The organism is Levilinea saccharolytica (assembly GCF_001306035.1).
GTDB classification, from domain to species: Bacteria; Chloroflexota; Anaerolineae; order Anaerolineales; family Anaerolineaceae; genus Levilinea; species Levilinea saccharolytica.
Genome location: NZ_LGCM01000032.1, coordinates 1 through 25,314, shown reverse-complemented (window position 1 = coordinate 25,314; position 25,314 = coordinate 1). Strand labels below are relative to the sequence as shown.

At 59.7% G+C, this 25,314-nt stretch carries 17 protein-coding genes, 1 tRNA gene and 1 other RNA gene; 7 read left to right on the top strand and 12 right to left on the bottom strand.

The window, feature by feature from the left end; translation table 11 throughout:
- Positions 1–6: 6 nt before the first annotated feature.
- From ADN01_RS20335 to ADN01_RS08745, 4 genes are all read left to right on the top strand, one after another.
- Positions 7–225, top strand: a complete 219-nt coding sequence (locus tag ADN01_RS20335; protein WP_075071079.1) for an ATP-binding protein — start codon at positions 7–9, stop codon at positions 223–225.
- A 45-nt stretch (positions 226–270) separates the two neighbouring features.
- Positions 271–343, top strand: a tRNA-Pro gene (locus ADN01_RS08755).
- A 65-nt stretch (positions 344–408) separates the two neighbouring features.
- Positions 409–723: a hypothetical protein gene (locus ADN01_RS08750; RefSeq protein ID WP_062416729.1), complete on the top strand. Its 315-nt coding sequence runs from the start codon at positions 409–411 to the stop codon at positions 721–723.
- Positions 724–760: 37 nt separating this feature from the next.
- A complete protein-coding gene (locus ADN01_RS08745) occupies positions 761–1,486 on the top strand; it encodes a dolichyl-phosphate beta-glucosyltransferase (RefSeq protein WP_236690999.1) in 726 nt (241 codons plus the stop codon).
- Here the strand turns inward: ADN01_RS08745 and ADN01_RS08740 are convergent.
- Positions 1,483–2,940, bottom strand: coding sequence for a glycoside hydrolase family 32 protein (locus ADN01_RS08740; RefSeq protein ID WP_062416731.1), 1,458 nt, complete (start codon positions 2,938–2,940; stop codon positions 1,483–1,485). The genes ADN01_RS08745 and ADN01_RS08740 overlap by 4 nt on opposite strands.
- Positions 2,941–3,062: 122 nt before the next feature.
- Here ADN01_RS08740 and ffs point away from each other — a divergent pair.
- Together ffs and ADN01_RS08730 are read left to right on the top strand one after the other, a co-directional pair.
- Positions 3,063–3,162: signal recognition particle sRNA small type (ffs, locus tag ADN01_RS08735), an RNA gene on the top strand.
- A 28-nt stretch (positions 3,163–3,190) separates the two neighbouring features.
- Positions 3,191–4,075 carry a methyltransferase domain-containing protein gene (locus ADN01_RS08730; protein ID WP_062416732.1) on the top strand — a complete coding sequence of 295 codons (885 nt, stop codon included), beginning with the start codon at positions 3,191–3,193 and terminating at the stop codon, positions 4,073–4,075.
- Between the two features lie 69 nt (positions 4,076–4,144).
- Here ADN01_RS08730 and ADN01_RS08725 read toward each other — a convergent pair whose 3' ends face one another.
- The 7 genes from ADN01_RS08725 to ADN01_RS08695 all read right to left on the bottom strand — a co-directional run bounded on the left by ADN01_RS08725 (position 4,145) and on the right by ADN01_RS08695 (position 17,957).
- Positions 4,145–4,882 carry a class I SAM-dependent methyltransferase gene (locus tag ADN01_RS08725; RefSeq protein ID WP_062416733.1) on the bottom strand — a complete coding sequence of 246 codons (738 nt, stop codon included), beginning with the start codon at positions 4,880–4,882 and terminating at the stop codon, positions 4,145–4,147.
- A gap of 9 nt (positions 4,883–4,891) precedes the next feature.
- Positions 4,892–6,574: a sensor histidine kinase gene (locus ADN01_RS08720; RefSeq protein WP_062416734.1), complete on the bottom strand. Its 1,683-nt coding sequence runs from the start codon at positions 6,572–6,574 to the stop codon at positions 4,892–4,894.
- A 93-nt stretch (positions 6,575–6,667) separates the two neighbouring features.
- Positions 6,668–8,551: a cohesin domain-containing protein gene (locus ADN01_RS08715; protein WP_062416735.1), complete on the bottom strand. Its 1,884-nt coding sequence runs from the start codon at positions 8,549–8,551 to the stop codon at positions 6,668–6,670.
- Between the two features lie 94 nt (positions 8,552–8,645).
- Positions 8,646–12,518, bottom strand: a complete 3,873-nt coding sequence (locus tag ADN01_RS08710) for a fibronectin type III domain-containing protein (RefSeq protein ID WP_062416736.1) — start codon at positions 12,516–12,518, stop codon at positions 8,646–8,648.
- A gap of 223 nt (positions 12,519–12,741) precedes the next feature.
- Positions 12,742–16,383, bottom strand: a complete 3,642-nt coding sequence (locus ADN01_RS08705) for an EAL domain-containing protein (protein ID WP_160318401.1) — start codon at positions 16,381–16,383, stop codon at positions 12,742–12,744.
- 92 nt (positions 16,384–16,475) lie between these two features.
- Complete coding sequence (locus ADN01_RS08700; protein WP_201778662.1) at positions 16,476–17,444, bottom strand: sugar ABC transporter substrate-binding protein; 969 nt, start codon at positions 17,442–17,444, stop codon at positions 16,476–16,478.
- Positions 17,445–17,717: 273 nt separating this feature from the next.
- Positions 17,718–17,957, bottom strand: a complete 240-nt coding sequence (locus ADN01_RS08695) for a PspC domain-containing protein (RefSeq protein WP_062416739.1) — start codon at positions 17,955–17,957, stop codon at positions 17,718–17,720.
- Positions 17,958–18,205: 248 nt separating this feature from the next.
- Between ADN01_RS08695 and ADN01_RS08690 the strand changes: the two genes are divergently transcribed.
- Entirely contained in the window at positions 18,206–19,705 is a 1,500-nt protein-coding gene (locus ADN01_RS08690; protein WP_062416740.1) for an ATP-binding protein, read from the top strand.
- 534 nt (positions 19,706–20,239) lie between these two features.
- On the opposite strand, the gene ADN01_RS08685 is transcribed toward ADN01_RS08690, so the two are convergent.
- The 4 genes from ADN01_RS08685 to ADN01_RS08670 form a co-directional block, all read right to left on the bottom strand.
- Positions 20,240–21,250 carry a hypothetical protein gene (locus ADN01_RS08685; RefSeq protein ID WP_062416741.1) on the bottom strand — a complete coding sequence of 337 codons (1,011 nt, stop codon included), beginning with the start codon at positions 21,248–21,250 and terminating at the stop codon, positions 20,240–20,242.
- A gap of 27 nt (positions 21,251–21,277) precedes the next feature.
- Positions 21,278–21,928: a deoxynucleoside kinase gene (locus tag ADN01_RS08680; RefSeq protein WP_062416742.1), complete on the bottom strand. Its 651-nt coding sequence runs from the start codon at positions 21,926–21,928 to the stop codon at positions 21,278–21,280.
- 151 nt (positions 21,929–22,079) lie between these two features.
- Positions 22,080–23,252, bottom strand: coding sequence for a chromate efflux transporter (gene chrA / locus ADN01_RS08675; protein WP_062416743.1), 1,173 nt, complete (start codon positions 23,250–23,252; stop codon positions 22,080–22,082).
- A gap of 52 nt (positions 23,253–23,304) precedes the next feature.
- Entirely contained in the window at positions 23,305–25,077 is a 1,773-nt protein-coding gene (locus ADN01_RS08670) for a M3 family oligoendopeptidase (protein WP_062416744.1), read from the bottom strand.
- Positions 25,078–25,314: the final 237 nt, after the last annotated feature.

Here is a 25,314-nt window from a genome sequence, read left to right as displayed (position 1 = left end):
ACTGCCGTGGACGAAGCCTGTTCCAACATCATTGAACACGGCTACCAGGGGCAAGAAACCGGCGAAATCCGCTGTACCACGCTGACAGACGCAAAGGGGCTGACCATTATCCTTGAGGATCGCGGCCAGCCCAAACATCAGTATCAGCCCACCCACGAGCCATTTCTTCAATGCAGCGCGCCGCATGCTCCTCCATCCAGGCCGTCCGCAGGGGGCGGACGTTGAATCTGCCTTGCATCCAACCGTGATTGCGATTATACTCTAGCACATCGGGGTGTAGCGCAGTTGGCAGCGCACCGCGTTTGGGACGCGGGGGTCGGCGGTTCAAGTCCGCCCACCCCGACAGGCACAGCCGCCGGGATACCTCGGCGGTTTTTAGCGAACCACACGGGTTCAAGGAAGGTGTCTATGGCATTAACCAAAGTGGATGGAGTCATCGAAGCCGTGCGCTACGACGCTCAGGGACAGCTCAGCCTGGCGCGCCTGTACAAGCGCATGGGACCGACCTTCACCGATTATGTCCTTTTAGACCGCGCCCAACTGGTGGAGATGCTTCAGAAAAACAAGCGCATCTACACCGGCGAGCGCCTGCCGCGCCTGAGCAGTTCCTTTCGCCTGGGCAAGCAGATTTTTCTGACCGGCCCGGCGGGACAGGAAGTCCTCAGCACCTCCCGTTCCCAAGTTCCCGAACACGACCAACTGAGCGGGGTGCCGCTGTTCTAACCCGCACAGCCCAGTCTGCCAACCAAGGGTGTTAGTTTTGACCAACCCACTGCTCTCCATCGTCATCCCCGCCCATAACGAAGAATCCCGCCTGCCCGATACGCTGGATAAGATTGACGCTTTTCTGCAAACCCAGCCCTACTCGGCCGAAGTGGTGATTGTGGAAAACGGCAGCAGCGACCGCACCCTGGCGCTGGCTCAGGAGTACGCCCAGCGCCGCCCGTACATCCGCGCGCTGCATGAAGAGGGGCGCGGCAAGGGGCTGGCGGTGCGCCGCGGCATGCTGGAAGCCGTGGGAGATTACCGCTTCATCTGCGACGCGGATCTATCCATGCCCATCGAGCAGGTCAACCGCTTTTTGCCCCCCCAGTGCCATCAGGAAATCGCCATCGCCTCGCGCGAGGCCCCCGGCGCGGTGCGCCACGGCGAACCCCCCTACCGCCATTTCGTCGGGCGGGTGTTCAACACCATGGTGCGCATCATCGCCCTGCACAGCCTGCAGGACACGCAGTGCGGCTTTAAATGCTTCAGCGCCGCCGCCGCCGAAGACCTGTTCCCCTACCAGATCACCAACGGCTGGACCTTTGACGTGGAAGTGCTGTTCATCGCCCGCAAGCGCGGCTACAAGATCGTGGAAGTGCCCATTGACTGGTATTACAGCCCGCACAGCAAAATCAACGTCCTGCGCGATTCCATTCACATGGGCTTAGATCTGCTGACCATCCGCTGGTACGGCCTGCAGGGCCGCTACCGCCGCGTTTAATCCCAAATGGCCTGCATGGGCCACAACTGCACATCCCAATGCACCGGCCCGTCGCTGAACAGGGCCAGCCCCTCAGCGTCCGCACGCGTGGGGTACAGCCGCACAGTCAGCGCCGCGCAGTCCCCGGCCAACAGTTCAAGCACCGAATGATCCCAAAAGCAGTGGATGTCCAAGACGCCGCCGCGCAGGGCGGGCATGGGCGCGCTCAAATCCCCGCGCTCCACCTCCGCATCCAGGCTGGAACGCCCGCGCTCCAATAGAATCTGTCCGCGTTCCCAATCCAACACCAGGCGGGTTTGCTCGGCCCCGTCCGGCGTGCACGCCAGCAGCAGCCCCGATTGGTTGGCTCCCTGCGGCTCAACCCGCAGACGAAGTTCCACCGCGCGCCCAAACATGGGCAGCGCATGTTCGCCTGCATCGTCCATCGCCAGGCTGAGGCGGTGTTCGGGGCCTCGCAAGGCTTGCAGCTCCGGCACAAAGCGCTGGCACAGCGTCCCCTGAGCGTCCACAAACAGGCTGCGGGGCAGCGAGATGACCCCCGCCCAGCCCGCCTGGGCGCGCGCCGCCGCGCTGCGGCCCTCGCCCACCCAGCCAAACATCAAACGCCGCCCCTGGGTATCCACCATCACCTGGGGTGCATAGAAATAGGCATTGCCTCCGTCCAATTTCTCCACACGTTGAGGCACAAAGCGCTGATCGCGGTAGCGGCCGCTCATCCACAGGGTGTAGGCCAGTTTGCCAGGGACGGATTCGTCAAAGGCCGAAATCAGCAGAACATGGCGGTCATCCAGCGCAAAAAAGCTGGGGCACTCCCACATTTGACCGGTCGGCAGGCTCCCAACCGGCAAATCCGCCGCGGAGAGCAGCTCGCCCAGGGGCTGCCAATGCACCAGGTCCAGCGAGCGGTACAGGGGCAAAAAGCCCCCCTGCCCGGGGCGGGCGGAGCCAATCACCTGATACCACCACCCGTCCGGCTCTTTCCACAGGCTGTGATCGCGAAAATCGGAGCCGCGCACGCCTTCCGGCGGGTCAGAAATCACGGGATTGGCGGGGTGCTTGCTCCACTCCAGCAAATCCTGGCTGCCGACGGCCACACAGGGGCGCTGTTCCCCCGCGCACACCCCGGTGTACATCAACACCGGCAGACCGCCCTCTTCCACCGCGCAGCCCGACCAGCAGCCGTCGCGGTCAGCGGGGCTGTCAGGGAACAGGGCGATGGGCAGATCGCGCCAGTGCACCAGATCGGGGCTGACGGCGTGGCCCCAATGCATCGGCCCCCAATCCGTGCTGTGGGGATGGTGCTGATAAAACAGGTGATACTCCCCCCGCCAGTGAATCAAACCGTTGGGGTCGTTCAGCCAGTTTTGGGGGGCGGTAAAATGATACCGAGGGCGGTGCAGATCGCCCGCCAGATACGGGCGTTGGGGGCTTAAACGGGCTTCATTTGCAAACATCGGTCACCTCACAAGAGCGTACCAGGGTAACTCAGGGGATGTTCCGATTATACCCCGGCCGTGCGCCCCGCCGCCGCGGCTATTGACAATCCGGCCTGGGCGCGGTATCCTTGAGCCTGCCCGGGTGGGACCGGCGCGGCGGAAACCTGCGAACCCCGTCAGGTCCGAGAGGAAGCAGCGGTAAGGAGGCCCTTCCGGGCGCCGCCGGTAAACCTGCCCGGGCACTTGATTTAACCACCCTCAGGACATCATGGAAACTCCCCCCATCTGCAACTACGAAGGCTCCGATTACCAACAGTCTTTTTGGGACCAAAGCGACCGCGCCTATGAAGACGCGGTGGAGGCCGTGGCTTTGCGCCGCCTGCTGCCTGCGGGCGGCAAACGCCTGTTAGAGCTGGGCGCCGGCGCCGGACGCAACACCCCGCGCTACACCGGCTTTGAGCAGGTGGTGCTGGTGGATTATTCCCGCACCCAACTGCAGCAGGCCCGCAGCCGCCTGGGGGCGGGGCCGCAGTACCGCTACGTGGTCGCGGATATTTACCACCTGCCCTTTGTGCCGGGGGTCTTCGACGCCGCCACCATGATCCGCACCCTGCACCACATGGCCGAACCGCGCCGCGCCCTCGATCAGGTGCGGGCTGCGCTTCAGGCCAAAGCGGTTTTTATTTTGGAATTTGCCAATAAGCGCAATCTGAAATCCATTTTGCGCTTTGTCCTCCACCAGCAAACCTGGAACCCTTTCTCGCCGGAACCGGTGGAATTTGCCGCGCTGAATTTTGACTTTCACCCCGCCACCGTACGCACCTGGCTGCGGCTGGCGCGCTTCACCGTGCAGCGCCAACTGACCGTGTCGCATTTCCGCATCCCCTTCCTCAAGCGCACCCTGCCCCTGCGCTGGCTGGTGGCGATGGATTCCTTTGCGCAGACCACCGGAAATCTGTGGCAGCTCAGCCCCAGCGTCTTTGTGCGCTGTCAGGCCGCGGGCGAAACCGCCGCCGCCCCCGAAGGCTGGCTGTTTGCCTGCCCGGCCTGCGCCGCCCCCCTGGACGATACGCCCCCGCGGCTGGTCTGTCAGCAGTGCGGGCGCAGCTATCCGGTGGAAGACGATATTTACGATTTCCGGCTGGAAGCCTGATTCTTCCCTCTCCCCCCAAAATCAGTTGAGCCCACTTTTTCCGACCTACGGGCGGAAGAACTGCGGCCCTCAGGTGGTTTTTTCGATCACCCAGAAGTGCGAAAGCCCCAGCGTGCGCAGCGGGGTGCGCTCTAAGAATTGCAGCAGCCCGCGCAGCACCCGCCCCAGGCCGGGGCGGCGGGCGATGATATTATCGTACGCGCCGAAAATGACCGTGCGGCGCACGAAGCGCACCGGCAGACCGGCAAACAGCGTTTCTAGATCGGCGCGGGAATACACACGCACATGCGGGGCCAGGCGGTTGCGCCAGGCGCGCGGCAGGTAATTGACCAGGGGGATATTGCCAAAGCGGTAGCGCCCGCGCCAGTAAATGCCGTGCGTTTCAAAGGGATAGCCGCGGTTGGGGCAAAACAGCACAATGCGTCCGCCCTTGCGCAGCACCCGCACCATCTCGCGCACGGCCTTCAGGTCGTCTTCCACATGTTCCAGCACTTCGTGGCTGAGAATCAGGTCAAAACGGCCGTCGGGGAAAGGCAGCTTTTCGCCCGCGCCGCCCACCACGCACAGCCCGCGTTCAGCCGCCTGCTGCGCGCGCGGCAGCTCAATCTCCAGCCCCACCGCCCAGCGGGCCGCCGGAGTCAGGCGTTCCAAATACATGCCCAGCCCGCAGCCGTTTTCCAAAATATCGCCGTTGGCGCGCGGCCCGGCGGCTTCCAAAATCATCTGAAGGCGGCGTTCCTGTCCGGCGCGCCACACGTACGAAGGTTCGCCGCGTTGGGCCGCCTTTTGCAAATGCGCTGATTCCATCAATGTGATTTAGCCTTCTTTTGAAAGGGGGACCCAGGCCAACACCGTGGTGCCCTCGCCCGCCGCGGATGAAATGTCCACATCCCCGCCCACGTTGCGCGTGCGCGTCTGCATGTTAGACAGGCCGTGCCCAATGTTCACTTTCACCTTGGTTTCATCAAAGCCGCGCCCGTCGTCGCTGACTTCCAGCAGGGCGCGGTCAGCGGTCATCCACAGGCTGACCTCCACATGCTTGGCGCGGGCGTGCTTGGCGATGTTGGCCAGGGCTTCCTGGCAGATGTGAAAGAGGGTGATGGCCTGCTCTTCCTGCAGCCCAGGAAAGCCCGTGGTGGGGCCGGAAAGATTCACGTCTACCAGGGAATTGACGCGAAATTCGTTCACCAGACGCTTGATGCCTTCCATCAGGTTCTCGTCGTGCAGTTGGCGCGGGCGCAGATCCAAAATGTAAGCGCGGATGTCGCGGATGGTGCTGTTCAGGTCGCTGATGGCCTGGTCAATGCGCTGGCGGGCGTGGTCGGGGTTTTCGTTGAGCAGCAGACGAGCGTGTTCCAGCGTCAGCCCCACGGCGTAAATGGACTGGATCACGCCGTCGTGCAGATCCATGCCGAAGCGTTCGCGCTCTTCCAGCACCGCCAGGCGGCGCTGCTGCAAATTGAGCTGCACGTTTTCAATGGCCGTCCCCACCCACGAGCTGATCGCCGCCAGGAACTGCATCTCCAGGTCGCCCAGGGGTTGGCCCGCCCCCGCCGCCACACAAAACACACCCTGAGCCCCCTGCCTTCCGGTCAGCGGAAAGCAGGCCACCTGACGGTAATTCTCCTGACGCGCTGCGGGGAGAAGATCGGGGGTTTCGTCGCTCTCCCCCAGGTTCACCAGGTTGGACTGTCCCGTCTTGGCCACTGTGCCCACCATGCCCTCGCCTTCCAGGAATTGCGCCTGGGCCCACAGGGTGCTGCCAGAACGGCTGCGGTGGGCGGTGCGCTTGAGCAGTTTGCTGCTGCCCTGGCGCAGGTAAATCTCGCCCGCCTCCAGGCCGAGGTAATCCAGCACCTGTTTCAGCGAGCGGTTCAGCACCTCGTCCACATCGCCTGAGGTGGCCAGGGTGGAGGCCAATTTGTTGAGCAGGGCCAGGTTTTCATTGCGGCGGGTCAGCACACGGTCGCGCCGGATGAGTTGGCGGTAGAGGCGCGCGTTGGAGATGGCGATGGCCGCATACGAAGCCAGGGTTTCAATCACCTGCTGGTCATTTTGAGTAAAGGCCGGGGCGCCGATTTTGTTGGTGAGGTAAATCTGCCCCAAGGAACGACTGCTCTGGCGGATGGGCACACCCAAAAAAGAGGTCATGGGTGGATGGTGAGCCGGGAAGCCCGCGCTGCGCGGGTCCGCAGCCATATCGTCCACGCGGATGGTCTCGCTGGAGCGCATCAATTCACCGATCAACCCCAAACCGCGCGGGGGATGTTCCATCATAGCCACTTCGGCGTCGCTCATGCCCACCGGAATGAAGCGTTCCAGACCGCCGTTTTCATCCAAAACCCCCACGGCGGCGAACTGTGCCTGGGCCTGTTCGCAGGCCAGCACGGCAATGCGGTAGAGCAGGGACTCAAGCGAAATATCTTGAACCAGCTCTAAACTGGCGCGGTGTAAGGCGGCCAGCCGGTCTTCCAATTGTTCGCGGGTTAGAGTCACCATTGTGATTATTTTAACCGATCTTATCCAGATGATCAAACCAAAACAAAAGCCCCCGGCCAAAGCCAGGGGCAAAAGTACATCGATTGGGTGCGATCAGACGGTTTTTCGCCGTTTCCACTGGCTGAACACCATCGCCAGCGGCAGTGCGGCCAGGCCCAAAGCCCCCTTGCAGGCGCTGATGGGGTCTGCCGCCGGGGCGGGGGTTTCACCGGGCTGCGCCGGGGCGCTGGTGGGCTGCTGTCCGCCGCCGCTGCGGATGGGCTTGCGTTGGGTGGGGCCGATTTCGCGGTCCATCACCGTGTCGCCGCTCTCATCGGCTTTGATCGCCCAGGCGGGGTCAAACAGATCCAGTTGGGCTGAAAAAGCCGGGCTGACGGGCACATTCAGATAGGTCAGAATGTCACCTTCGGGGCTGGCGCTGTTGATGGCCATGACTGTCATGGTGCCGTCCTGCACCCCCTGGAAATAGGTGGTGGAGCGCTCGTCCGCCGGGTAAAAGACGAACTTGCTCTCGCCGTCCAGGGCGTAGAACGAACCGGGGATCTCTTCCAGGAGGACGTTATCGTTCAGCCGTCCGGTGCGCTGACCCGCCTGGTTCACCACCATCAAATTGACGGGGGAGAGCACGCCTTGCAGGTTCATGTTCACATCCAAAACGGCAAATTCGCGCACCAGGGCATAAGCCCACGGCCAGCGCGGGCCAAACACCTCAACGCCGGGTGCGTTCCATAGGCCCTTCAGCGCGCTCAAAATCTGCGGCACATCGCGGTTGTAGCCCACCACGCGCTGGGCCAGCACCTGGGCGATGCAGACCTCGTCCTGGCAGTTCAGGGCCGAACCGCCCGCGGAGACTTCGCTGAGCAGGTTCTTGGCGCCTTCGGCGGGCAAAATCTTGCTGAATTGGTCCACCGCCAGCATGGCAAAGGTCTTCAAATCGTTGGCGTCCACGGCCGGGGCCTGGGCGGTGGGGGTGCGGGTTTTCTTGTTTTTGGGTTTGGCGGTCGGCTCGGGGGCAGGTTCATCCGTGGCGGGTTGATCCACCACCACCAGAGACTGGGTGAGCACGTATTCTTTGGCCGCCACCACGTACAGGGTGTGCATCTCGCTGGTCTGCGGGCACACCTGCTGGGCGCCGCTCAAATACACCGCCACGCCGTCCAGATACACGGCCACGGCATTGCTGACGCTCCAGCGCAGATAGGTGCAGCTGCCCGCCTGCAGCACGGAGTCATCCGCATAAAACGACATGGCCGGAGGGGTGGCAATCTGCGTGGTGGGGCCGGGGGTGTTGGTTTTGGCCGTCACCGGTGTGGAGCTGAACTGGCTGGTGGCCGTGCGCGTGAAGGTGGGCTGACCGGGCAGTGAGGTTGAGGTTCGCGTTTTGGTGGGACCGGTGGTTTTGGTGGGGCCGGTGGTGGCGGTGGAGGTCGGCGTGCGGGTGGGGCCAGGTGTGCGCGTGCTGGTGGGCGTCTTGGGCGGGGCCGAGGTATTGGTGGCCGGGGAGCCGTTGACGGTGATGGAGCCGTTGCTGGCCGAAACCGCCAGATCGTTACCTTCGGGGTCGGCAAAAGCCAGCACGTTGACCGACAGGCTGGAAGTGCCCGGCGCCACACCGGTGAAGGTGATGGTGGCCAGGGTCAGGCCGCCGCTCACGCCAGTGAGCGAGCCTAGGTTAAAGCTCACCAGCCCGGCCCCAGCCGAGGGGTTGCACAGGCCAAAATCAAAGCCGGTCACCGAGCAGCCGGTGGCATTGATCAGGCTGGAATCATAGCTGATTTCAACCGTGGCCGCACCCAGCTTACTGTCCGCGGGGATATTGGCGCTGACCTGAATGGTTACGCTGCTGCCCACATTCACCGACCCCGAACCAGCCGAGACGGTGGAACTGGCATACAGCAACGGCGCCGCCTCCCCCGGTAGGGCAGTTGTGATCAACAGCAGCACGGCAAGCGATAGGAAAAGCAGCGTTCGTTTCATACAGGTGACAATCCTTTGTTCTTGCCGCCGGTATCCGCAGGCAGCCTGTTTTCCAACAGGCTGCCTGGGTTTATGACATCATCTGTCCCGGCGATTACTTGATGTAAACGCGCACCTTGGCGTCTTTCTTGGCAAACAAGAGCCCATCGGTGGCATTCCAGGTAAAGAGATCTGATCCAGTATACCCTGCCTCAGGTGTGAATACCAGCTTTGGCAGATCGAGCAGGGCAATTTCTTGTCCAACCGCCACGTCCGTCCCGTCGAACGTCAGGACGCCGTGCGTGGGCAGGCTGGCGATGCGCACCCGAATCAGGCCGTCGCCGTCCGGGTCTAAGAAACGCTTGGTGAAGGTATCCACCGTGAAGGTGAAGGGGGTATCCAGCACCGGGCGCACCACCGCGGTAGAAAGGCTGGGGGCCTTATTCGTAGCGTGGATCTTCACGCTGACCCGCGTTTCCGCCGGGGCAAAGGAGACCCCGTCCGAGCCGCTCCACAGGAAGCGGTCGGTGCCGCTCCAGTTCACGCCAGGGGTGTAGCTGAGGCTGTTGAGGTCTTCCACATTGATCTTCTGGTTGACCACCACATCCACACCGTTGAGGCGCAGCACACCCTGGGCGGGCAGGCTGAGCACTTTGATCTTGGCCAGCTGGCTGCCCTGCACACCGCGGAAGCGCTTGATGAAGTCGGTGCTGGTGAAGAACAGTTCCATTTCTATGTGGCCGGATTTCTTCACGGACAGCACCACGGGTTTATAGGCGGGCGGGGTGGCCACGCGCAGGCGCGAATCGCGCGTGCGGGCCTGCATCTCCAGCCCTGCAACGGTGGAAAGCTCCTCGACAACCGGGGTCACCAGGCTGAATTCGCCCGGCTCGCCCAGCGCCTGGAAGGTGATGTCGGCCAGGCGCAGCAGGCCGCCCACGCCCATCGTGCTGGTGAGGTTAAAGCTCACCTCACCCGGGATGGCGGTGTTGCATTGTTCCATGTCAAATTTTGCTTCGGGGTCCACCTGGCAGGCCCGCGGCTCCACCACCGTGGAGTCATAGAGAACTTTCAGCTTCACCGCGCCCACCAGTTCCCCCGTGGGAACCTTCAGGCTGACGGGCACAACCCCTTCTTCGCCGGAGGGCACGGCCAGATTGACGGTGCGCACCAGGCCGGGACCTTTGGGAGCCGCAGCCAACGCCTCAACATCCGCCGCCCCCGAAACGTTGGGGCAGAAGCTGTTGGCGATCTTCACATCGCACTGCAGGACGAAGAGCGCGTCCACCACGTTGCATTTGCCGTCCAGGTTCACGTCGCAGGCAGGCAGATAGATGGAACCAGCCGGCGGCGGGAAGACGTTGCTGCCCATCTTCTTACCGACGTCGTATTGCAGAATGAAGAGGGCGTCCACCGAGTTGGCCCCGTCCTTGCCGTTCACGTCGCCGCGCTTGCCAATCAGCACCAGGCCGTCTTTATCGGTGGCGGCCACAGGGTTGCCGTTGGGATCCTTGAACTCGACCACCACCACATCCACAATGGTGGACGTGCCGTTATCACCCTTGGCCTTGAACGACAGGTTGGCCAACTTGGCAGAGGTAGAAACCCCCGCGCTGGAGGTCAACGACATGCGGATGACATCCGGGTTGACGCCGTCGTTCTCGTAATGGATATTGCAGTTATCCATGTTGAATTTGCCGTCGGGGTCGATTCCGCAGCTTTGCACTTCCAGCAGGGCCGGGTCAAAGTGAATTTCCACCGTGACCGCGCCCAGCTTGGCCGCCGGGATGTTGCTGACCGTCACCGGCACGGTGAAGGTGACCCCTGGGTTGGCGGAGGTATTGGCCGCCTTGACCACCGCCATGGTATTGCAGGTGTTGGTGGTGGCATATTTGGTGGCCGTGGGGTTCGAGAGGCCGCCGTCATTGAAGGCGCGCACAAAATAGTAATACTTTGTGCCGCAATCCAGGTTGATATCGCTGAAGGACGTGGTATTCACCGGCAGGCTGATCACTTCGGTAAAGGCGATATTGTCCAGCGAACGGTAAACCTTGTAGCCGGTCTCGCTGGCCACATTGCCCCAGGTGAGCTTGATTTCGTTTTTGGAAATCACCGAGAGGGCAAAATTGGTAGGCGCGTTGGGCGGCGTCGGCCCGCAGGGGGCCGTGGTGGCGCCCACGGGCGGGTCGGCCTCCAGCGGGGTGTACAGGCTGTTGCCAAAGGCGTTGTAGGCGCGCACGCGGAAGTAGTAATCCGTGTCGCAGGTCAGGCCAGTGGCGGTATAGGTGGTCACATCAATGCCCACCGCCGCAATTTGCACCCAGCCGCTGGCGCCGTTGGGGCTGCGTTCGATCTTAAAGCCGCTCTCGTTATCGCTGTTATCCACCCAGTTCAGCTTGATGCGCGTCTGCGAATCGGTGGCAGCCGTCAGGCCGGTAGGATCCAGCGGCGCAGAGCAGGCCGCGGTGGTGTCCGAGTCCACGTTGCTGTAGGCGGAGTGGCCGTTGGCGTTGTAGGCCCGCACGCGGTAGTAGTACTGGGTGGCGCAGGCCAGGTTCAGGTTGGAGTAGGTGGTCACATTGGCGCCCACCGTGGCAATTTCTACCCAGGTGTTGGTGCCGTTGGGGCTGCGCTCAATCTTAAACAGCACCTCATTGGCGCTGTTGTCCGTCCAGCTCAAATCCACGCGGTCGGCCGACATGGCCGTGACCACCAGGTTGCTGGGGGCTGTGGGCGGGCAGGGCTGGGTGACAGCCCCGGCAATATTGGAGTAGTCCGAGCCGCCCGCGGCGTTCACCGACTGCACGCGGTAGTAATAGGCCGTGCCGCAGGTGAGCGAGCCGTTGTTGTAGCTGGTGCTGTTGGCTGCCACGGTGGGCGTGGTTCCCAGCAGGGTCCAGCCGCCCAACCCGTCTGGCGAGCGCTCGATGTTAAAGCCGGTCTCGTTATCGCTCTTGTCCTGCCAGGTGAGCAGGATATTGGTGGGACTGGTGGCCACCGCGTTCAGGCTGACCGGCGGTTTGGGCAGGCAGCCCAGGGTGGTGACCAGCACCGGGTTGCTCGGCTCCGAAAAGCCGCCCGCATTGCGCGCTTTCACCCGATAGAAATAGGTCGTGCCGCACAGCACGGTCAGGTCCGAGTAGGTGGTCACATCCGCCAAGGTCGTGCCGATCTCGGTCCACGGGCCGATGTTGGTGAGGCCGCGTTCCACATGATAGGCCTCTTCGCCAAACACGTCCGACCAGACCAGATCCACCTGCGTCTGCGAAATGGGGGTGGCCGTCAGGTTCAGCGGGCTGGTGGGTGTGCAGCTCATCGTGGCGGTCATGTGCACGTTGGAGAAGGACTGCCCGCTGACATTGAAAGCGCGGATGCGGTAGTAGTAGATCGTATCGCAGGGCAGGCCGGCGTCCATGAAGGTCGTCACGTCGGCAGCGGTGGTGGTCACCGTCACCCAGTTGACCCCATTGGGCGAACGCTGCACATCAAACCCCTCTTCCTGCTTGTCGGGCAGGGCGCTGTTATCCGTCCAACCCAGGGTGATGTCGTTGGTGCCCACGGCCAGGGTCTGAAGATCCGACGGGGCGGGCGGCGGGCACACCGGGGTGGTAACGGTATCCATCGCCGTCCCTGATTCGCCGTCAATGTTGATGGCGGAGACCTCATAGGTGTACACCTGGCCGCAGGACAGCGACGAGCGGTCGGAATAACTGGTGACATTGAGGGAAACCCGGGCAATCTCTGCACCATTCCGATAGATAACAAAACCGCTTTCATCCGTACTGTTATCCGTCCAGGTTAAATCCACCCGGCTGCTGGAGACCAGGTTAGCCAGCAAATTCGTGGGTGGCGCCGGTATGGCCGCGAGGACGCGAGCCGGGGGTGCCGCCTGAACCGGCACGGTGCTGGGAAGCACCAGAGCCAGGGTCATGCTCACCACCATCAATAAATTAAGCCATTTGGGAAACTGCTTTGCGGATTGGAACATTCCTCATCTCCTTGCATTCAAACGGACCTGCAGCTAAAGAATGCATCTTCTGTGCCAAACTCTGCGCTCAGTGTTATAAAAAAACCCCCAGATTTTCGGGTTTCAACCAGCGCCAAACCGTTTTCTATTCAATTAAATCGCAGAATGGCCCCCCCATGCATCCCCACATTAAAATAATTTTAGCACGAATAACAAGGGATTATGCCGGCTTTTGCCTGTGGGTTTACGGGGCCACCGGCAGCATGCTGCGCCGCTCGCGCAGCAGCGCGGTGATCTCTTCTGCCCGGCGCGGGTAGCAAACCAAGAAGCCCTGAACTTCATCGCAATTCTCGGCGATCAAAAAGTCCAGTTGGCGCTGATCCTCGACCCCTTCAGCGATCACCTTGAGCTTCAGGATGTGCCCCATAGCGATGATGGCGGTGGTGATGGCCGCATCGTCCTGATTGTCCAGGGTGCGCTTGATGAACAGCTGGTCAATTTTGATGCTGTTGACCGGGAAGCGCTGCAGCTGTCCCAGCGAGGAGTAGCTGATGCCAAAGTCGTCAATGGATATTTCCACCCCCAGTTGTTCCAGCTCGTGCAGCAGCCGCAGGGTGGATTCCAGGTCCTGCATGGCGGCGCTTTCGGTGATTTCCAGGTTCAGGCAGGTCGGCTCCAATTCATTTTCAGCCAACGCTGCCTTTACCAAATCTAAGAAATCGCTGTCCTGCAGCTGGTAGGCGGAGATGTTGACCGACACCTGCAAATCGTTTTGCCCCATCGCTTTCCATTCGCGCAGCTGCTGGCAGGCGCTCCGCAGCACCCAGGCCCCCACCGGAATGATCAGACCCGTGTCCTCAGCCAGAGAGATGAAATCCGAAGGCATAATCAGCCCGCGGGTGGGATGCTGCCAGCGGATGAGCGCCTCCAGGCGGGTGATGCGGCCTGTATCCAGGTTGACCACCGGCTGGTAATACACGTCAAATTCGTTGCGTTCCAGGGCGCGGCGCAGTTCACCTTCCAACTGCAAATGGATCAGACTGCGCTGGTGCATCTCGCTTTCAAACACCTGATAACGACCGCGCCCGCTGGATTTCACCTGGTTCATGGCCGTGTCGGCGTCGCGCACCAAATCATCTCCGCTGTCATAATTGCCGGAGACAAAGGCGATGCCCATGCTGGCCGAGACGAAGACTTCTTGCCCGTTCAGGTCGAAGGGCTGGCTCAACTCGGTTTGAATGCGCCCAGCCACCAGTTTGGCTTCGTGCAGGCTGCGGATATCCTCGACAAGAAGGACAAATTCGTCCCCACCCAGGCGCGCAATGGTATCGCCCAGGCGCAGGCAGGTTTTCAGACGATGCGAAACCGCGATGAGCAATTGATCGCCACGGCTGTGCCCCAGACTGTCGTTGATCAGGCGGAAGCGGTCCAGGTCCAAAAGGAGCACCGCTGCCATGAAATCGGGGTGGCGTTTGGAGCGCTCAATGCTGCGCACCAGTTGATCCATGAAATAGGCGCGGTTATGCAGGCCGGTGAGGGTGTCGTGCATGGCGTCGTGGCGCAGACGGTCTTCGGTCATCTTGCGCACGGACACATCCGTCAAAGACCCTGCCATGCGGCACGGCTCACCCTGCTCATTTTTCACCGCCACCCCGCGCATCAATGCCCAGAAATAGCGTCCGTTACGGTGGAACAGGCGGTGTTCGCTTTCGAAATAGGGTTTTTGCCCCTTCAGGTAGGCGTCCAACTCAAGTTTCACGCGCGGCAGGTCGTCAGGATGAACCCGCCCCATCCACTCGCTGATCGATTGGGTGATTTCGGCTTCGCCGTAACCCAGGATGGCTTTCCAGCGCGGGGAATAATAGACCTCGTGGCGGATTAAATCCCAGTCCCAAATGCCGTCCGTGGCCCCGCGCACGGCCAGTGCGTAGCGCTCTTCACTTTCCTTCAGCCGCTGTGCGGCAGCCTCACGCTCCGTGATGTCTCGGGTGATGCCCCCATAGCCGCAGAATTCACCGCGCGCGTCAAATAGCGGGGTGGCGTTCACCTCGCACACCACGGTTTCGCCTGTGAGCTTGTGCAGGCGCATCACCATGCCGTTAATACGCCCAAAGCCGGTGGTGATTTCGGTCATCTCCGGCAAAATCCGCTGCCATTCATCCTCGGCGATCACCTTATCCAGCCTGCCGCCAATCAATTCCTCAGGAGCGATACCTAAAAGTTCCTGCACGCGCGGGCTGACATAGCTGAAATAGAAATCTTTGTCCACCTGCCAAACCCAATCCACGGTATTATCCAGCAGGTTGCGCAGCCGCTCTTCGCTCTGCTGCAGGGCTTCGGCGGAGCGTTTTTGTTCGGTGATGTCCATGACCGTCACCAACACGGAACGGTAATCATTGGATGGATCCAGCCGCATGCTGAACCAAATCTGGATGGTCTTGCCTTTAAGCGTCTGGTTGACGGCTTCGTACTCGAACTTAGGGAGGCCTTCGGCCACAGCCGCCAGTTCATCGGTAAGCACTTCCACGCTGTCCAGCGCCAAAACGGTCTCCAAGTTAGACAGCAGCTCTTCCTTGCTGTCCGCTTCGTACAGCTGAAGCGACCACTCGTTCACATCCACCGCGCGGATTTTGCGTGCAATCTCGCGCACCACTTCGGGATGGGACTGGAAATAGGCGCGGAAATCTTCGACTCCGTCGGCGCGGTATTGCTCAATGGCCTGGTTCACCTGGCTGAAATCCACCTCCCAAATGGCCACCATAGCCGTTTGGAAGATGTTGCGGAAACGCTCTTCGCTGAGCCGCAGCGACTGTTCAGCCGCCCGTTTTTCCGCCAGTTCATTTTGAAAATCGTTGAACAGGCTGACGACCTCACCGATTTCATCCTTGCTTTTCACAGGCAAAGGCTCCACCGCGGCGTTGGGGTCGGCCTGAATTTGCTCAATCCGGCTGGAAAGCTGGCGCAGGGGGATCACCAGCCAGTTCAACACCAGCCAGCTGAAGGCCCCCATCACCCCCATCAACCCCAGGAACACAATCAGCGTGTATCGGCCGATGATGTTGGTGGGCTGGTACAGGATGCGAGTGGGGATCAGGCTGACCAGCGCCCAGCCGGTGGGCAGGGAACGCTCATACGAAACCAGTACCGACTGATGGTCAATTTCATCCACGAAATTTCCGTACGGCGCGCTCAGCTTTTGCAGGAATTGAGTTTGCAGTTTGGTGCCCACCAGAGCCTGGTTGGGGTGATAAATCACGCGGCCGTAGGCATCTAACAAGAGAAAAGTAGACCCTTCGGTGGGTTTAATCGCGTCAAAATAAGTTTTGTAGAGTTCTGGGGTCAGATTAATGACCAGCAGGCCCACCGGGCGCAGGGTTAAATTGCTGCGGTCGGTGCGGGTGAGCAGGCGGACGGCCGTGACCACCTGGGTGTAGGCCGAATTGACATTGACGTTTTCTTCCATCCCCAGCCACAAGGTGCGCCCCGGCGAGGATTGTGCGGCCGTAAACAAACGCTGCTGTACCTCACCGCGGATGGAGGAGGTATCGAGGGTATCGCCAACATGATAGTGGGTTCCCGAGACGGAGAACAAATCAATCGAAACCAGCCCTTGAACACTGGTGTAGTTATCTAGGATATAACCTACCTGGGCACGGGTCGAAAGATCAGTATAAGGGTTGACTTCATCCGGCGGCACGTCCAGCGCGTCCAAAATGGGCTGCACCCCCGAAAGGTTAAAGGCCAGCTCTTCCACCTGGCGCAGCTGCAATTCCAAATAAGCTCGCTGGCTTTGAATGAGCACGCGGGTATAGCGTTCGGCTTCCTGTTCCAAAATTTGACGTGAGACCTGATAGGAACTGGCCCCCAAGATCAACAGGGGTACCACACAGATTCCAATCAGAAAGGTTACATATTTATGAAACAGGTTGATACGCTGTAACCGCTGGAACATAGACTCTCAATCGTTCAATTTTTATGTCAGGGTAGGCTGCTCGCCGTCACCAGTTGAACATCCACCAACGTTTCGGCTGGCAAAGTTTCGTTTTTCAATGCGCGGACGGCATATTGAACGCCCAAATAGCCCTGTTCCGCGGCCTGTTGATCAATGGTTGCAACAAGTGCGCCTTGTTTTAGGGCGTCTTGCACTTCACTCAGGTTGTCATACCCCGCCACCAGCACGCCCTGCATGCCGGCGTCTTGCAGGTACTGAACGGCGCCCAAGGCCATCATATCGTTGGCGCAGAATAAGGCTTTGATGTTTGGAAACTGCGCCAAAATCTCGCGGGTCACTTCGTACCCCTCGTCAATCTTCCAATGGGCGCTTTGGATGAGCACCAGTTCAATCTGCGGGTTCTCGGCAAAGGCGCGCTGCGCCCCGGCCACACGGTCTACAGAATTTTGAGAGGTGGGGATGCCTTCCAAAATGGCAGCCTCATTCGGCCCCGTCAGCCGCCGCACCAGTTCCATCGCCGAAAGGTAGCCGCCCTTTTCGTTATCCACACCCACATAGGGCACGTCTTTCAGCCCCGACTTTTTGGAAAGGTCTGCGTCCAGGCGGTTGTCAATATTGATGATGATAATGCCGGCGTCCTGGGCACGTTTCAGCGGCGGGATCAATTCCACCGAGTCACCGGGGGCGATGACGATGGCATCCACCTTTTCCAGGATCAGGGCGTCAATGATTTGAACCTGCTCCTGAATGGAGGTCTCTTGGGCAGCGGTTTTGACCACCAATTGAATGCCCAGTTCGCGTTCGGCTCGCCGTGCGCCGCGTTCCATTTCGATGAAGAAGGGATTGGTGAGGGTTTTCATCACCAGCGCCACACGAATCGGCGGTTCTGCATCCGCTGAATGGGGCGTGGGGGCTTCGACCGATTCAAACAGCGATGCTCCGCTCAGGTTTGGGGCTGCCGGAGAACAGGCAGACAGCATGAATATGACTCCCATGAATAGGATTGTCCACATGCTTCTGGGTTTCATGACCCACCCCGCGGTGAAGAATTTTCGGGTTCCCCCGGGTTCCTGAGGATTGACGCAAAACCGCGCCCTTTTGTGCCGTTTTCACGAAAACAACGCGCGCAGAACCGGGAAATCCCCCCGACTTTTCGAGTATACAACAGAACCGAAAGGCTAAAACCTACAGTTTTCTAACAAACACGTCGCCCACTGAGGAGGATTCAGCGGGCGACGCGCAGGGGTGAGAGGGTTCAGGGGGAGAGGTTACTCGGCTGGTGGAGCTGGGGGGACATCCACAACTGCCTCACTCGCGGCCTGGGGGGCCAGCGGGACGATCAGCCACAGCACCAGATAGATCAAAACCCCGTGCCCGCCCAAGAGGGTCAAAAGGACAAAAGCCAGACGGATGACGGTGGGATCCATGCCAAAGAAATTGGCCAGCCCGCTGCACACCCCACCCAACATTTTGTCCGACGGATCGCGGTATAAACGTTTGTTGTTCATGGTTAATTCTCCTTCACAAAGATATACGCCGCAGACGCAAAAAGGTTGCGTCTGCGGCGTGAGTTCTTGCTATGAAGGAAAACCGCCGGACGGGGCGTTTCACGCATTTCTGAGCATACGATTGGAAACGAGCTGATGCTGGTCGTATTCTTCAAATTATTATTCGGTAAATCAAAAATCAAATTACTATTGAAATTAGCATAAAATGATTTATACTAATAGTAAATATGCTAATTACAGGATGTGCCATGACAACTCCTTTCATTGGAAGATCCAGAGAGTTGGGTGAACTTAACCGGCGATATCAAAGCCAAAAGGCCGAATTTATGATTCTATACGGCCGGCGGCGGGTTGGAAAAACCCGCCTGATCACGCATTGGATGGAAATGGCTAAACCGCGCGCTTTCTTTTGGATTGCGGCCCCGACCTCATCGGTGGATCAATTACGATCTTTTTCACAGGCAGTCTTTCGCTTCGAATCCCAATCCCAGCCCCCGGCAGATATGTCCTATGGGGATTGGCCTACGGCGTTTGAGGCACTCGCTCGTCTGGCAGAAAAAGAACGGCTGGCAGTCATCGTGGATGAATTTACCTATCTTTTGGAAGCCGAGCCAGCCGTTTCAGCATACTTGCAGCATGCCTGGGATCATTCACTCAGCAAATCCAACCTGTTTTTGATCCTTTCAGGCTCGCATTTGGGTATGATGCACCGGCAGGTACTTTCCTACCAGGCGCCGCTGTACGGTCGGTCTACAGCCAATTTGCTGCTGCAACCTCTGCCATTTGGTGTTACGCATTCCTTTTATCCGAACTATTCAGCCGATGAGCGAGTAGCGGTATACGCCATGCTGGGCGGAGTCCCTGCCTATTGGGAACGGTTTGCATCCGAAAGGAACCTGACCCAAAATATCCGCAGTGAATTTCTCAATTACAGCGCATCTCTGCATGACGAGCCCCGGCTGCTGTTGGCTGACTTCCTACGTGATCCACACAACTATATTTCGATTTTTCGGGCCATAGCCAACGGGGCAAGAACACCAAAGGAAATTGCCGGCTTCTCAGGTCTGGAAGAAAAACATATCCCCCAGTACTTGAGCGTGCTCACCGAAACCGGTTTTATCACGCGCCGTGTTCCGGTGACAAAGCCGCCCACCTCACGCCTGGGCCGGCACTTTATTGCCGATCCATTCCTGCGTTTCTATTACCGCTTTCTGGCCCGGCGTCAGTCTCAGTTGGCGCTTGGGGTAGAAGAACAGGCTCTGGAAGAAATTAAACGCCATTTGTTGGACTTCATTGGTACATATACCTGGGAAGAGTTATGTCAGGAGTGGCTCCTGCGCGCAACGGGGCATGTCCATTTGCCTTTCCTACCCGATCAGGTCGGGAGTGCCTGGACGCGAAAAGCCCAGGTGGATGTTGTGGGCATCAATTCCATGGAGAAAACGCTCATCCTGGGCGAATGTAAGTGGAGTCCAAAAGCGATGGGGCGGGATGTATTAGATGGCCTGGTTCAAAAAACAGCCGAATTTGTTCCCTCGGAAGGGCGTTGGCGTGTGTATTATCTTGGTTTTGCTCGCGGCGGCTGGCTGCGTGAGGCCCAATCCTATGCGAAAACTTTTGAAAAAACGAACGTTCAAGGGGAGAACTGGACTGCAATTGGGTTGTCTATACTCGACCTATCTCAGGTTGACCAGGACTTGAGGGATTGGAGCGAAAGCAAAGACAATGGAGGGGAGATCGTCTTTTGAATTTATATGCCTGTTTTTAGCGAATCCTTGGCTGAAAAAATAGGTTTCCCCCGCATGTCCCTGCCCACTTCCGTGGCTTTGGAGGGATGTGCAGCCTTTCTCTCTCTTTATGTAGGTAATAAATGAATCTGGAGTCGCTGTCGTAGTAGGGGGTGTGGATACTGTGGATAAGCCCCCATCAGCCCTGCCCCGCCCCCACATGCAGGCGTTGACGCGCTCTCTACCCCCCAGGGATGCGGGTTGAGACCTGAGGAGTTTTCCCATCTCGACTGTGGATAAATTGAGCATAACCCCGCTGACTTTTGGGGAGAAAAATCGCTTCCCACAGGCCCATCAATCTATGGGTGCGGCATAAAAACACCCCCCATATCTAGGGGGGTGATGTTTTTTGTTTTTCCCCAGAATAACCTCACAAAAGACGTTTTTTCCACACATATCCAGGGTTATCCACAGTTTTACGGCACTTATCCACAGTTTTCGGTGAATGGAAAGACGAAAGATAAGCCGTGCCTACCCCAACCGGTGGGGGGTATTTTACAGGGTTTCAATCCCGTTGGCGCGTGCCCACTCATCCAGGGTCTCTTCTACTGTGTCCAGATAGCTGTCAAGCTGCTGCAAACGCTCTTCGTGGTGCGGTGCGCTCAAGTTCAGCGCGGCGGTCATCTGTGCCCAGTCTTCCTGGCCAGATAAAGCCGGAAACAGCCCCAGAACCTGCGTCCAGGTGCGCAGCATCAGCCACAGCGCCGCGCTGGGGTGCTCATCGAACATGGCTTCGGCAGCGCGGGTGTAATAGCCCACCCGGCAGGCCTTAAAGCGCGTGGGGCAGCCCGGCTGTTCGCTGGCTTCTACCAGACAGCGCTTCCAGGCCGCCGCCCAGGGTTCCCATTGGCTTTTTTCCAGCGGCTGAGGCCACAGCAAGTCCACAAAGGCGCCGAACAGCTCGGGTTTGCCGACGGCCTGGGTGCGTTCGGGCAGTTTGAGCAAGAAGCGCCGTTCGGTCAGCGGACCGCCGTTCAGGCAGGCCAGGGTATTGGCCGCGCTTTGCATCACGCTCAGATAGGTGTTGAGAAAATCTACGGGAGAGGTTTTCTCCCCGGTTTCAAGGTTCAGCCAGGACTGCCGCGCCACGTCGGACATGGGCCGCACCCGCGCCCAAACCGTCTCCGGCTGGTAAAAATGGGCGCAGACGCTGGCCTGGGTGAATTCGAACCAGTGCTGGACATCGTGCAGCACGATGGGGTTTTCGCACAAATACGTCCCCAGCCAGGGATCCGCCCGCAGCCCGCGGGGGTGTTGGAAGACGGATTGCGAGAAATGGGCGATATCCAGATGCACATCGTCGTTCACCCGCTCCACCTCGCGGTGCACGGGCGGTTCGTCGCTGTGTACAAAAATCAGGTCAATATCTGTGGTGCCGCCCAACAGCGCCTCTTCACCGATGAGCGATCCGGTCAAATAGACACATACCAGGCGGCGGTTGCCGCGCACGCGCAGGTCGACCAGGGTACGGGTCAGGCGGAGAAGGGATTCGCGGGTGATGCGCATATCAGTTACCTCAAATTCACAGGAAAATCAGGCGGAGGGGCGTTCCAGGGGCAGTTCCGGCTGGAAGGGCGGCAGCTGCAGCGTCTGGCGGATGCGATTTTCTACCCAGCGCAGATCCTGGGGGTTGCGCACAAAGTCCAGATCTCCCGCTTCAATCACCAGGGTGGGGGAGGGGTGATCCTGGGTATTCAGGAAGAAATCATCGTAGGCCTGGTTCAATTCGGCGATGTATCCGCGCTCCATGGTGCGCTCATAGGGGCGGTCGCGCTGGGCGATGCGCGCCATGAGCACATCCGTGCTGGCGCGCAGATAGACCACCAGATCGGGCGGGGGGATTTTTTCGGCCAGGGCCAGGTGTACGCGGTGGTACATTTCCAACTCGTCACCTTTGAGGTTGATGCGCGCAAACAGCTCATCTTTCTCAAAGGTGTAATCGCTGATCAGGTGCGGTGAGGTTTCCAGCAGCCGCGGCACGTTTTGATTTTGCTGGTGGTAGCGGCTGAGCAGGAAGAAGATTTGGGTTTGAAAGGCGTAGCGCGCCCGGTCGCTGTAAAAATCGCTGAGGAAGGGGTTTTCTTCGAACACCTCCAGCAGCAGGCTGGATTGCAGGCTGGGCTGCAGCAAACGAGCCAGGGTGGTCTTGCCAACTCCGATGACGCCCTCAATGGCAAAATACATGGTCGCTCCCGTAAAAACCCGTGGTGGAATGTGCGGATTGCTGTCTCGAAATATACCACAAAAAAGCACCCCAGATTCTGCCCCGCTGCCTCGCAGGGTGGGGAAAGTCTTTTCTGGGGCGAAGGATTCAGTCTGCCCGAAACGGCTGTGGTTAGAAAAAGGAGGAAAGCAAACCCACCAGCGCTCCTCCCAAAATGAGCCAGGTCGAATTGATTTTGTAACGAAGCAAAAGCAAACCGGACACCAACAGTACGGCAACCGTCACCCAATCTACCAATGAGGCTGCCCCCAATTGCCAGGCCACCGCGGCCATCAGCCCCAGGGCTGCCGCGTTGACCCCGTCCAGGATCACCCGCACGGCGGGGTATTTCTGCAGGCGGCGAAACACACGGTTGCTGAGGGCCACAAAGATAAAAGAAGGCAAAAATAACCCCAGGGTTGCCAACACTGCGCCTTTCACCCCGCCTAACACGTAGCCAATGAACGTAGCCGTGGTGAAAAAAGGCCCGGGTGTGAATTGGCCGATGGCCACGGCGTCCAGCAGCTGCGGCTGGGTCAGCCAACCCAGGCGGGTCACGAATTCGGACTGTAAGAAAGCCAGCAAAACATAGCCGCTGCCGTACATGACCGAGCCGATCTTAAAAAAGGACCAAAACAAGGTCCCGTAGCTAAAGGCCGTGACGGCTGCTGTTGGCAGGTGGGCCAGAGAAGGTAAAAGAGCGAATCCCCCCAGGCTTTGCGCCCGCCGCAGATTTTTGATGAGCCAATAGGCTGCTCCTCCCCCAAACAGCAGGGCGATCTCGTTGACGCCCAAAAAATATCCCGCCAGAACCCCCAGCCCGACGGCGGCTAACCAACGATCTTTCATCGCCTTGCGGCCCAACTGCCACAGCGCCTGAAGCAGGATGGCGATCACCACGGGTTTGATGCCGTACAGCAGCCAGCTCACCTGCGGCAGGGTGCCGTATTCAACATAAGCCCAGGCCAGCCCCAAAACGATGAGAAAAGCCGGCAGAACAAAGGCAATACCCCCCACCCAAAAACCAGCCCACCCGGCGCGCAGTAAGCCGATGTGGATGGCCATTTCGGTGGAGTTGGGGCCGGGGATCAGGTTGGTGATGCCGATGAGATCCAGGAACTGCTGTTCGCTCAGCCACTTGCGCCGTTTGACCAACTCATTTTGCATGATGGCGATGTGAGCGGCGGGGCCGCCAAAGGCCGTCAGGCCCAGGTGCAAAAAGAACCTCAGCACCTCCAGCAGATGATTGGCTGAGGCGCTGGGATGAGGGTTAGGCATATGCTGAGCGGTGGGTTGATCGTCCATAAAATGAGCATTTCGGGGGCAGCTGCCCCCGGCTGCTTTTTGAGCGGACGGCCTAGGCCAGCTTTTCCAACTGATCCAGGGTGCGGCTGAGCACCGCGTAACCACCCTGCCAGAAGGACTCGGCGTAGATATCGATGCCGGCTTCGGCCAACAGCTTCACCGGCGCCACCGAACCGCCCGCTTCCAAAATGCGGCGGTAGCGCGGTTTAAAGGCCTGGCCTTCCTGCTGGAACTGCTGATAGAGCGACAGCACCAGCAGCTGCCCAAAGCTGTAGGCGTACACGTAGAAGGGCACGTTGTAAATGTGCGGGATGGAGACCCATTCCCAGCGGAACTCATCCGCCACCTCCACCGCCTCGCCGAACTGCTCGCGCAAATTCTCCAAATATGCCTCAGCCAGCGCGTCCACCGAGGCTCCTTCTTGAATCAGGCCGTGCGCCTGACGTTCAAACAAGGCGAAGAAGGCCTGGCGCTGAATGGTGGCGTAGGCGTCGTCCATCTGCCGGAAGAGCAGATCGCGGCGCACGTTCGGGTCATCTTCGCTGCTCAACAGGCGGTCCACCAGCATCATCTCGCCGAAGGTGGAGGCGGTTTCGGCCAGCGGCAGGCAGGCATGCGCGGTGAACACGCTGTGATGGCTGGCCAGCATAGAGTGAATGGCGTGTCCCAACTCGTGCGCCAGGGTGGCCACGTCGTCGGCCCGGCCCTGATAGTTCACCAGCACCCAGGGTGTCAGCGTGGGCGCGGCCGTGGCGCAGAACGCGCCGCCGCGTTTGCCCTTGCGCACCTGACTGTCCAGGTGATTTTCGGCAAAGACGCGCTCCGCCAATTGGGCGAACTGCGGGTCAAATTCGCGGAAGGAGGAGAACACCATCTCGGCCGCCTGGGGGAAGGCATAGGTTTTATCGGACTGCACCACCGGTGCGTAAATGTCGTAGCGCCGCAGGCGCTCCATGCCCAGCAGGCGCGCCTTCAGACGGAAGAAACGCTGGAACAGCCCCGTGTTCTGGCGGGTGACGCTCAGCAGGGTGTCCACCACCGCATCGGGGATGTCATTGGCCAGGTTTCGGGCAGCGATGGGCGAAGAGAATTTGCGCAGCTGCACCTGCTCACTGCGCCAATCGCGTACCAGGGTCTGGTAAATTTGCCCCAGGATGGGGCCGTCCTGCCCGTAAACGCGGTACAGTTCCTGATAAGCCTGGGCGCGCAGATCGGGGTCGGCCTGGCGCACCAGCGACATCAACTCGCCGCGGGTCATCTCGCGCGGGCTGCCGTCCACGGTCACGTGGAAGGTGTAGCGGTTGGTGAGGGTGTCGTACAGCGTGCTCAGCGCGCTAGCGCCGGTCACATTTTTGAGGTTGATGATCTTCTCTTCCGCCTCGCTCAGCGTGTGGGGGCGGAACATGCGCAGGCTTTCCAACCAGTAGCGCCGGTCGCCAGATTCGGCCATCAGACGCTCGGCTTCCGCCTCCGGCAGGGCCTTCCACCACAACTCAAAGAACAAGCTGCGGTTGGCCAGCTCGGCGGTAAACTGTTCCACGCGCGCCATGAGGGTCAGCGCGTTTTGATCCTGGGTGTTTTCGGCAAAGCGCAGGCTGGGGTAGTAGTTCAGGCGGTGCATTCCCAACGTGAGAGTTTCCAACTGCTGCACGTACCCCAGGAATTCTGCGGCGGGCAGATCGCTGCGCAGCTGTTCGCGCACGGACTCAAAGGCCTGCATCTGCGCTTCCAGGGTGACAAAGGCGGCTTCCAGATCCGCGCCGTCGGGGGCAGAAAATAGATCGGCCAGACTCCAGCCGGTTTGGTTGTAAGGGGTTGGGTTCATGCGTCCTCCCGCGGGGAATAAAAGAGAATCGATGGAATGATTATACCCCCCCGTGGGGGGCACTTTACCCCCCCGTGGGGGGCACTTTACCCCCCTGCGGGGGGTGTTTCCATCTGCGAAATCTGCGTAATCTGCGGATAGAAAGGTTTTCCGCTCTTATGAAAACAAATTCGCAATCTGCGGATCAGGGTTAGTGGAAGGTTTTACCATCTGCGAAATCTGCGTAATCTGCGGATA

Bases quoted from the DNA above. Each gene is read 5' to 3' on its own strand.
- ADN01_RS08720 (WP_062416734.1), bottom strand. From the start codon at position 6,574: ATGGTGACTCTAACCCGCGAACAATTGGAAGACCGGCTGGCCGCCTTA.
- ADN01_RS08710 (WP_062416736.1), bottom strand. From the start codon at position 12,518: ATGTTCCAATCCGCAAAGCAGTTTCCCAAATGGCTTAATTTATTGATG.
- ADN01_RS08695 (WP_062416739.1), bottom strand. From the start codon at position 17,957: ATGAACAACAAACGTTTATACCGCGATCCGTCGGACAAAATGTTGGGT.
- ADN01_RS08670 (WP_062416744.1), bottom strand. From the start codon at position 25,077: ATGAACCCAACCCCTTACAACCAAACCGGCTGGAGTCTGGCCGATCTA.
- ADN01_RS08685 (WP_062416741.1), bottom strand. From the start codon at position 21,250: ATGCGCATCACCCGCGAATCCCTTCTCCGCCTGACCCGTACCCTGGTC.
- ADN01_RS08750 (WP_062416729.1), top strand. From the start codon at position 409: ATGGCATTAACCAAAGTGGATGGAGTCATCGAAGCCGTGCGCTACGAC.
- ADN01_RS08700 (WP_201778662.1), bottom strand. From the start codon at position 17,444: ATGGGAGTCATATTCATGCTGTCTGCCTGTTCTCCGGCAGCCCCAAAC.
- ADN01_RS08730 (WP_062416732.1), top strand. From the start codon at position 3,191: ATGGAAACTCCCCCCATCTGCAACTACGAAGGCTCCGATTACCAACAG.
- ADN01_RS08725 (WP_062416733.1), bottom strand. From the start codon at position 4,882: ATGGAATCAGCGCATTTGCAAAAGGCGGCCCAACGCGGCGAACCTTCG.
- ADN01_RS08690 (WP_062416740.1), top strand. From the start codon at position 18,206: ATGACAACTCCTTTCATTGGAAGATCCAGAGAGTTGGGTGAACTTAAC.
- chrA (WP_062416743.1), bottom strand. From the start codon at position 23,252: ATGGACGATCAACCCACCGCTCAGCATATGCCTAACCCTCATCCCAGC.
- ADN01_RS08740 (WP_062416731.1), bottom strand. From the start codon at position 2,940: ATGTTTGCAAATGAAGCCCGTTTAAGCCCCCAACGCCCGTATCTGGCG.
- ADN01_RS08715 (WP_062416735.1), bottom strand. From the start codon at position 8,551: ATGAAACGAACGCTGCTTTTCCTATCGCTTGCCGTGCTGCTGTTGATC.
- ADN01_RS08680 (WP_062416742.1), bottom strand. From the start codon at position 21,928: ATGTATTTTGCCATTGAGGGCGTCATCGGAGTTGGCAAGACCACCCTG.